At 65.5% G+C, this 7203-nt stretch carries 5 protein-coding genes; 3 read left to right on the top strand and 2 right to left on the bottom strand.

All coding sequences use genetic code 11. From position 1 onward, the window contains the following. Window positions 1–168: 168 nt before the first annotated feature. Window positions 169–918 (bottom strand): pyridoxine 5'-phosphate synthase, encoded by a 750-nt coding sequence (locus tag B8784_RS03395; RefSeq protein ID WP_084396220.1) that lies wholly within the window; start codon window positions 916–918, stop codon window positions 169–171. A gap of 172 nt (window positions 919–1090) precedes the next feature. On the opposite strand from B8784_RS03395, the gene B8784_RS03390 reads away from it, so the two are divergent. Both B8784_RS03390 and B8784_RS03385 read left to right on the top strand, forming a co-directional pair. Further along, entirely contained in the window at window positions 1091–3445 is a 2355-nt protein-coding gene (locus tag B8784_RS03390; protein WP_084396219.1) for a hypothetical protein, read from the top strand. Between the two features lie 93 nt (window positions 3446–3538). Then, window positions 3539–4105 carry a carboxymuconolactone decarboxylase family protein gene (locus B8784_RS03385; protein WP_084396218.1) on the top strand — a complete coding sequence of 189 codons (567 nt, stop codon included), beginning with the start codon at window positions 3539–3541 and terminating at the stop codon, window positions 4103–4105. On the opposite strand, the gene B8784_RS03380 is transcribed toward B8784_RS03385, so the two are convergent. Next, window positions 4102–5679 carry an ABC-F family ATP-binding cassette domain-containing protein gene (locus tag B8784_RS03380; RefSeq protein WP_084396217.1) on the bottom strand — a complete coding sequence of 526 codons (1578 nt, stop codon included), beginning with the start codon at window positions 5677–5679 and terminating at the stop codon, window positions 4102–4104. The genes B8784_RS03385 and B8784_RS03380 overlap by 4 nt on opposite strands. 210 nt (window positions 5680–5889) lie before the next feature. Between B8784_RS03380 and B8784_RS03375 the strand changes: the two genes are divergently transcribed. After that, window positions 5890–7194 carry an NADH:flavin oxidoreductase/NADH oxidase family protein gene (locus B8784_RS03375; RefSeq protein WP_084396216.1) on the top strand — a complete coding sequence of 435 codons (1305 nt, stop codon included), beginning with the start codon at window positions 5890–5892 and terminating at the stop codon, window positions 7192–7194. Window positions 7195–7203: the final 9 nt, after the last annotated feature.

Here is a 7203-nt window from a genome sequence, read left to right as displayed (position 1 = left end):
GCGGGGCGGTGCTCGCCGCCGATGGCCGTGTCAGCTGGCCGGGCGGGGTGCCGCAAACGGGCCTGCCGGAAACACCGCCCTGGCTGCCCACGCCGCCCTGGGCCGTCACGGACACAGCAGCGTGGGACGCCGAAATAGGTGAGGGGCTGCGCCTGTTATGAACCGGTTTCAGACCGTTTGTCCGCAGGCGCGGCGGAAGCGGCGCACCGTCTCGGCCATGCCGAATTCCAGCGCGTCGGCCGTCAGCCCGTGCCCGATCGAGACCTCGGCCAGCGCCGGGATGCGCGCGACGAGCGCCGGAAGGTTGGCGACGGTGAGGTCATGGCCGGCATTCACACCAAGCCCCAGCGCTTCGGCGGCATCGGCGGTCGCGCCAAGCTTCTCGACCTCTTCGGCCGCGCGCGCGGCATCATCGAAGGTGGCGCCATAGGGCCCGGTATAAAGCTCGATCCGGTCGGCGCCCGTGGCGGCGGCGGCTTCGATCTGGGCGGCGTCGGGCTCGGGATCGGCAAACAGAGAAACCCGCGCGCCGAACCGCTTCAGCCGTGCGGTGATGGCGGCGAGCCGTTCGCCGTGGGCCACGAAATCCCAGCCATGATCCGAGGTCGCCTGGCCCGGATCGTCCGGGACCAGCGTGACCTGTTCGGGTTTGATCGTCTCGACCAGGGTAAGGAAGTCTTCGGTCGGATTGCCCTCGATATTGAATTCGCGGCCTGGAAACTCGGTATCGATCAGCGCGCGCATCTCCGGCAGGTCGGCCCGGCGCGTATGGCGCTCGTCCGGGCGCGGATGCACCGTCAGGCCCACCGCCCCGGCCTCCAGCGCAATCCGTCCCAGCCCCGTCACACTCGGCCAGGGCAGGTCCCGCCGGTTCCTGAGCAGGGCAACGGCGTTGAGATTGACGGAGAGTTCGGTCATGGCAGGCGGGGCCTTCTGGGCGGGTGGTCTCGAAACAAGCGCCAGATGTAGGCCATGCGTAACGCTGGCGCCAGTGGCGGGCCTGAAAGCAGATCGCTGTCCTCTCATTTCAGTTTTCAACCCGGAGTAAGTCTGGTTAATATCGTTACGAGGGCGTAACGAGGGTGGTGGCATGAAAGGTGGGGGACAGAGAGAGCAGACGTGGTTCGATCCACATACGCTGACGCTTCTGGCGGCGCTGGCGGCCACGGGCGCAGCCATGCTGGCGCTGGTGCTCTCGGGGCGCGAGGGGATTGCCGCGCAGACCGGCCTGACAGGGGCGGGCGCAATCTGCGTCATGTTTCTCGGCACCTGCCTCCTGACAGCTCAGCTGCTGCGGCTGTGGGCTGTGTGGATCCCGTATTCCAAAGCGCTGCGCACGCCGACACGTGCACGCACCGATGCCGAGCAGCGCCGGATCGAACACGGCTTCATCGAGTTCTTTTTCTATCTCGCCGCAAGCCTGGCCGGTCTGTCCTTCGTCGCCTACTCAGCCTCGACGCCCGGCGCGGGCGGCGCTCTGCCACTTCACATCACCGGCGAAAACACCCACCCGCTCCACCTGATCGGCTTTCTTGTCTTCTTCGCGGGCGCCTTCGTGCCGCTCATGACCGGCTTTGTCCGGCAGGCCCGGCTCGAGGCGGAACTGCGCAGCGATGGCCGCGAGATACGCGTGCTGCGCACCGACGTCGTTAGCGAGCTGAGCTTCTGGACAAGCGCCCTGCTGATCGCCGGCATTGTCCTGCTGGCCTGGGCGGCGGCCGGCGACATGTTCCAGATGCGGGAGGATTTTGGCGTCTTCATCACCTTCGTCGTGCTGCTCGTCTTTTTCGTCATCATCCTGGCGCCGCACGTGATGCGCATCCTGAACAACTGGATCGAGCGACAAGAGGTCGATCGGGCGGCGCTGGGCAGTGTGAAGCTCAGCGGCTTCGCCGTCATGAAACCCGGCGTGCTGACGAGCCGGCTCGATTCCATTCTCGTGCGCTTCGTGGCCCCGCTGTCTGGAGCGACCCAGCATGGGCCGGTCTGGTTTACCCCGCATCTGCTGGTGCTGATCGTGATCCTGCCGCTGAGCGCGCTGGGCTTCGTGCTGGCTCCGCCTTGGGGGCTGGTGCCGATTGGTGCGGCCATGCTGATCGCGGTCGCGCTCGGGCGGCGCTGGGCCTGGGTCGAAGAGGACCGCGAGACGGCGTCGCGCCTGCGCACGACGCGCGGCAACGAAATCCATATCGGCTTTGACAATGATCTGAAGGACGAGGCGCTGCTCGGCTATGCCTCGCTCTTTATCCTCGTGCCGCTGGCGCTGCACCAGTTGCAGGGTTGGACGCATGCCTTCGTCGAGGTGAAGCAATGGTCGAGCAACAATGCCTTCATTGACTGGCTGCGCTTCTTCGGTGCCGAACTCGCCAAGGCCGTTCCCTTTGTCGACTGGTGGGAAATCTACAATGTCCGCATCGAGACACCGTTCGATGCTGCCGCCAGCGAGAACCCGCTCGCCAAACACCTCACCTTTGCCGCCCGCGCCATGGTCGACCTCGTCATCATGGCCGCGCTGTTCCAGGCCATCGGGCTCTGGCAGCGGTCACGCGCGGACAAGCGGTATTACAAGGCCGGGCAACTGGACGTCTTCGATCCGTTCACGGAGACGGCGTTTTTCGAGCGAGGAATGTGGTTTAGCCGGAAGGCAGGCAGGCTGGTCCCGAAAAAGAGATTCAAGGCGCGTGTCGAAGAGCATGTCCAGGCGAGGCTTGATCGAGACTGGGATGGAAATCCCTATAATCCAGACAGGCTGGCCGAGCTCAGCCATTCGGACAATCCGGATGTGAGGGCCGGGGCGGCATGGATGATATGGAAGTACAAGGTCCTCGTCGGTTCTCCCACAGAGCAGCTCCGCCAGCTTTCCCTACGACTTGCCGAGAACGCGGATAAGCTGGACCGCTCAGTAGGAAACCGCTCGTTTGCACGCAGGCAGAAGCTGGATTTCGAAAAAATCCTGCAAGAGCTGAGAGATAATCGGGACGTATTTGGAGAGGCAGATGTGCCCAACCTCTTGGGTGCGCTAGAAGCTGTCCGGCTCGTCCCGGAATTTGAATACGCGCAGTTGCAGGCCGTCCATCTGCTGCGTGAACGGCCGTCTGTGCGTGCGACCCATGCCTTGTGCGCCATGCTTATGCAGGATCGTCACCGGGAGACGGAAATGGGGGGTGAATTGTGGGCGACCTGGAAACGGGAGCTCGGTATCTCGAAGTCTGTCTTCCTGGAAAAATTCCAGAGCCGGATGGATGTAGCTTTTGCCCTTAGAGAGCATGGCAATGAGTATTTCGCCTTGCGCAACAAGGCCATGCTCAAGGAGATTGCCGATTTCATGGACTGGATGGGGCAAATCAGCAGTGTGAAATTCGGGACCAGAGGCGACAAGTCCAAGGCCGTCCGCGAACTCGCGCGTGAAATCGAGAGCGAGCTACGCGCCCTGCTGCGCATGTAGTCGCGGCGGGATCCGAGAGCCCTTTTCCTTTCGCTTGCCTTCCGCCGGGGCGCGGCCCTTATCTGCCGTCAAAGCAAACGGAGGAGGAAACCCATGCGCCTGAAAGAGCCACGTATCGCCCCGCTGAGAGATGAGGAGATGGGCGACGAGCAGAAGGCGCTGCTCGGCGAGCGCTTCAAGGGCCAGGTTTTCAACATCTTCCGGACGCTCTCGCGCGCGCCGAAGGCCTACAAGCGCTTCATGCTGTGGGGCGGCTATATCCTGTCGGACGACAATGCCCTGGCGCCCCGCGAGCGCGAGCTCGTCATCCTGCGTGCAGGTTTCAACTGGCGCGCGGGCTATGAATGGGCCCAGCATGAGCGCATCGGGCTGGAATGCGGCCTCACCGCAGACGAAATCGCGCGCATCAAGGCCGGCCCGGAGGCCGGGGGCTGGACCGCGGAAGACGCCGCGCTGCTGCAGGCGACAGACGAGCTGACCGCCGATGCCTTCATCACGGAGGCCACATGGGCCCGCCTCGCCTTTCTCTCCGAGAAGCAGAAGATGGACCTCGTCATGACGGTCGGCCAGTACACCCAGGTCTCGATGATGCTGAACACGTTCGGCGTGCAGCTCGACGAGGATCTGAGCCTCGATCCGGATCTCGACGCGCGGGGTTAGCCGAGCGCGATCCGCCGGTCGATGCCGATAGCCTCAAGAAAGCGCTCATCATGGCTGATGGCGAGGATGGCACCGTCATAGGCTTTGAGGGCGGCTTCCAGCAGTTCGACGGCCTCGATGTCGAGATGATTGGTGGGCTCGTCCAGCAGCAGGAGGTCTGGCGGCTCATGGGTGGCGAAGGCTGCCGCCAGCCCGGCGCGCAGGCGCTCGCCGCCTGACAGCGTCACGGCGGTTTGCAGCGCGGCCTCGCCCCGGAAGGCGAAGCGGGCCAGCGCGGCGCGGGTGTCATTCTCGTTCAGGCCGGGCAGGAGCGCCTTCATATTGTCGAGCAGGCTGAGCCCTGGATCGAGCCGGCTGACATGCTGGTCGAGCAGGGCGATGCGATCCGTGTGGACCGTGACGTCTCCGGCGGTTGGCACCAACTCTCCTGTAATCAGCTTTAAAAGCGTCGTCTTGCCGGACCCGTTCGGCCCGGTAATCGCCACGCGTTCCGGTCCGCGCAGCTCGGCCGAGAGCGGCCCGAACAGGTGGCGCCCGCCGACCTCCATGACGACATCCGACAGGGTGAGAAGCTGGCGCGTGGCGGGCAGGTGGCAGGCCGGCAGGTCTATGGAGAGCGGGGTGATAATCTCCAGCTTCGCTTCCGCGTCGCTGAGGGCGGTTTCGGCTTCGCCCAGCTGGCGGTGGGCGAGATGGCTGCCGCGCGCTCCGGTCGCCTCGGCGCGTTCGGCGCGGGCATCGAGCAGCAGTTTCGGCTGGTCGCCACGGGCCCGCACGGCCCGGCCGCGCGCATCCGAGCGGTCCTTCTTCTCTTTGGCCTGCTGCACCTTGCGCTCGGTCGATTTCAGCCGGTTGGCCGCGCTTTCGGCTTCGCTCGCGGCGCGGGCACGGGCGGCGTCTCTCGCCTCGGCAAATGCGCTCCAGCCGCCGCCGAACACGGTGCAGCCAACCGGCGTCAGCTCGACGATCCGGTCCATCCGGTCCAGCAGGGCGCGGTCATGGCTGGCGACGATCAGGCCGCCCGGCCACGTCTCGACCAGTGCCATGACGGCGGCACGGCCCTCGGCATCGAGATTGTTGGTCGGCTCGTCCAGCAGGATGAGGTCGGGCGCCGCCAGCAGGAGACGGGCGAGGCCGACGCGCGTGCGCTCCCCGCCTGAGAGGCTGGCGAGGCGGCGGTCAAGCGGCATGGCGGCAAGCCCGGTCTCGCTGAGGGCCTTGTCGAGCCGGGCCTCCAGCGTCCAGTCGGCGGCGTCAAAATCCTCCGCGCTGCCCTCGCCGGCCGTGATGCGGGCGAGGCAGGCGAGCGCTTTGGCCACGCCAAGTGCTTCGGCAAGGGTGAGCGTCTCGTCGAAGCGCTGTTCCAGCCGCGCGATGCGGCCATGGCTGTGCACCGTCCCGGCGGCGGGCGGCACGTCTCCGGCGATGGCGCGAAGAAGCGTGGACTTGCCACAGCCATTGCGCCCGACAAGCCCGATGCGCTGAGGCCCGACAGAGAGGGTCAGATTGTCGAAAAGCGGTGCGCCGTCAGGCTTGGCGAGCGAAAGATGGTCGAGGGTCAGAAAGGCAGACATGGAAAGAGGCCCGGGCAGAATGGAAGATCGTCGCGAGAGTTCTGCGGGCGAAATCCATTTTGGGGCTCCATCGGTCTGGTGTCTGAAGGCTCTTAGCTAGGCACAACCGCCCCCAAGCGCAAGACTCGGCCCGAACGGTCTTTTCCCTGCGTCAGAGTGGACGCGGGCGCATACGCGATCCATCCTCGGTTAAAAGAAGGGGAGGGCATCATGACCAGCATACTCCAACAGCCGCTCGGACTGCCCTGCGGGCAGACCATTCCGAACCGGCTCTGCAAGGCGGCGATGACCGAGCAGATTGCGGTTGGCAATCGGGCCGGCGAGGGCCACGCGACGCTCTACAGCGCCTGGGCGGGGAGTGGCTGCGGCCTGCTGCTGACGGGCAATGTGCTGGTCGATCCGTATTGCCTGGAAAGCCCCGGCAATGTCGTCATCGCCGGGCCGCAGCCGCCCGAGCATCTCGCCGCGCTGAAAGCCTGGAGCGCGGCGGCGAAGGCCGAGGGCGCGAAGGTCTGGATGCAGATCAGCCATGCCGGGCGCCAGACGCCGAAACTGGTGAACCCCGAGCCGCTATCGGCCTCCGATGTGCAGCTCAACCTGCCGGGCGGCCAGTTCGGCAAGCCGCGCGCGATGACGGAGCAGGAGATCCACCAGACGATCCAGCGCTTTGCCGAATGTGCGGCGGTGGCGAAGGAGACCGGCTTTGACGGGGTGCAGGTCCACGGCGCGCACGGCTATCTCATCAGCCAGTTCCTCTCGCCACGCTCCAACCGGCGCAGCGATGAGTGGGGCGGGTCGCTGGAAAACCGCGCCCGGCTTCTGCTCGAGATCGTCCATGCCGTACGCGCGGCGGTGGGAAGCGACTTCCCGGTCGGCGTGAAGCTCAACTCGGCGGACTTCCAGCAGGGTGGTTTCAGCTTCGAGGAATGCTGCCAGGTGGTCGACTGGCTGAATGACAAAGCCATCGACCTGCTTGAGATTTCCGGCGGCAATTACGAGCAGCCGAAACTGCTCGGCATAGAAGGGCTTCAGGCGGCTGAAGATCAGCCCGTGCGCGAGAGCACGAAAGCGCGCGAGGCCTATTTCGTCGATTATGCCGCCATGGTGCGCGAGCGCGCGGCGATGCCGGTCATGGCCACGGGCGGCTTCCGCTCGAAAGTGGCGATGGAAGAGACGCTGTCGGCCGGTTATGCCGACATGATCGGGCTCGGCGCGCCACTCTGCACCGATCCGCACGGGCCGGCCAAGCTGCTGGCCGGTGAGATCGACCGGCTGGAAAACCACGCCAGGACGATGCGGCTCGGGCCCGGTTTCCTCGGGCCGCAGAGTGGGATCGGCATGGTGAAGATGGTCAATGCGCTGGGCCAGATGGCCTGGAACTATCTCGCCATCGAGGCGATGTCGGAAGGTCGCGACCGGCCGTGGAAGACGGGGCTCCTCAGCGCCTATTCAAAGCACGCCTCGCGGCAGAAGCGCCAGGCAAAGGCGCTCGACTCACTCCGGTCTGAGGGCTGAGAGCGGGCG

The sequence above is a fragment of the Henriciella aquimarina genome, from assembly GCF_002088975.1.
Classification (GTDB): domain Bacteria; phylum Pseudomonadota; class Alphaproteobacteria; order Caulobacterales; family Hyphomonadaceae; genus Henriciella; species Henriciella aquimarina.
This window is presented reverse-complemented; position numbering and strand designations above follow the sequence as displayed.

Excerpts from the sequence above, each read along its gene's own strand:
- B8784_RS03395 (WP_084396220.1), bottom strand. The coding sequence starts at position 918 with ATGACCGAACTCTCCGTCAATCTCAACGCCGTTGCCCTGCTCAGGAAC.
- B8784_RS03390 (WP_084396219.1), top strand. The coding sequence starts at position 1,091 with ATGAAAGGTGGGGGACAGAGAGAGCAGACGTGGTTCGATCCACATACG.
- B8784_RS03385 (WP_084396218.1), top strand. The coding sequence starts at position 3,539 with ATGCGCCTGAAAGAGCCACGTATCGCCCCGCTGAGAGATGAGGAGATG.
- B8784_RS03380 (WP_084396217.1), bottom strand. The coding sequence starts at position 5,679 with ATGTCTGCCTTTCTGACCCTCGACCATCTTTCGCTCGCCAAGCCTGAC.
- B8784_RS03375 (WP_084396216.1), top strand. The coding sequence starts at position 5,890 with ATGACCAGCATACTCCAACAGCCGCTCGGACTGCCCTGCGGGCAGACC.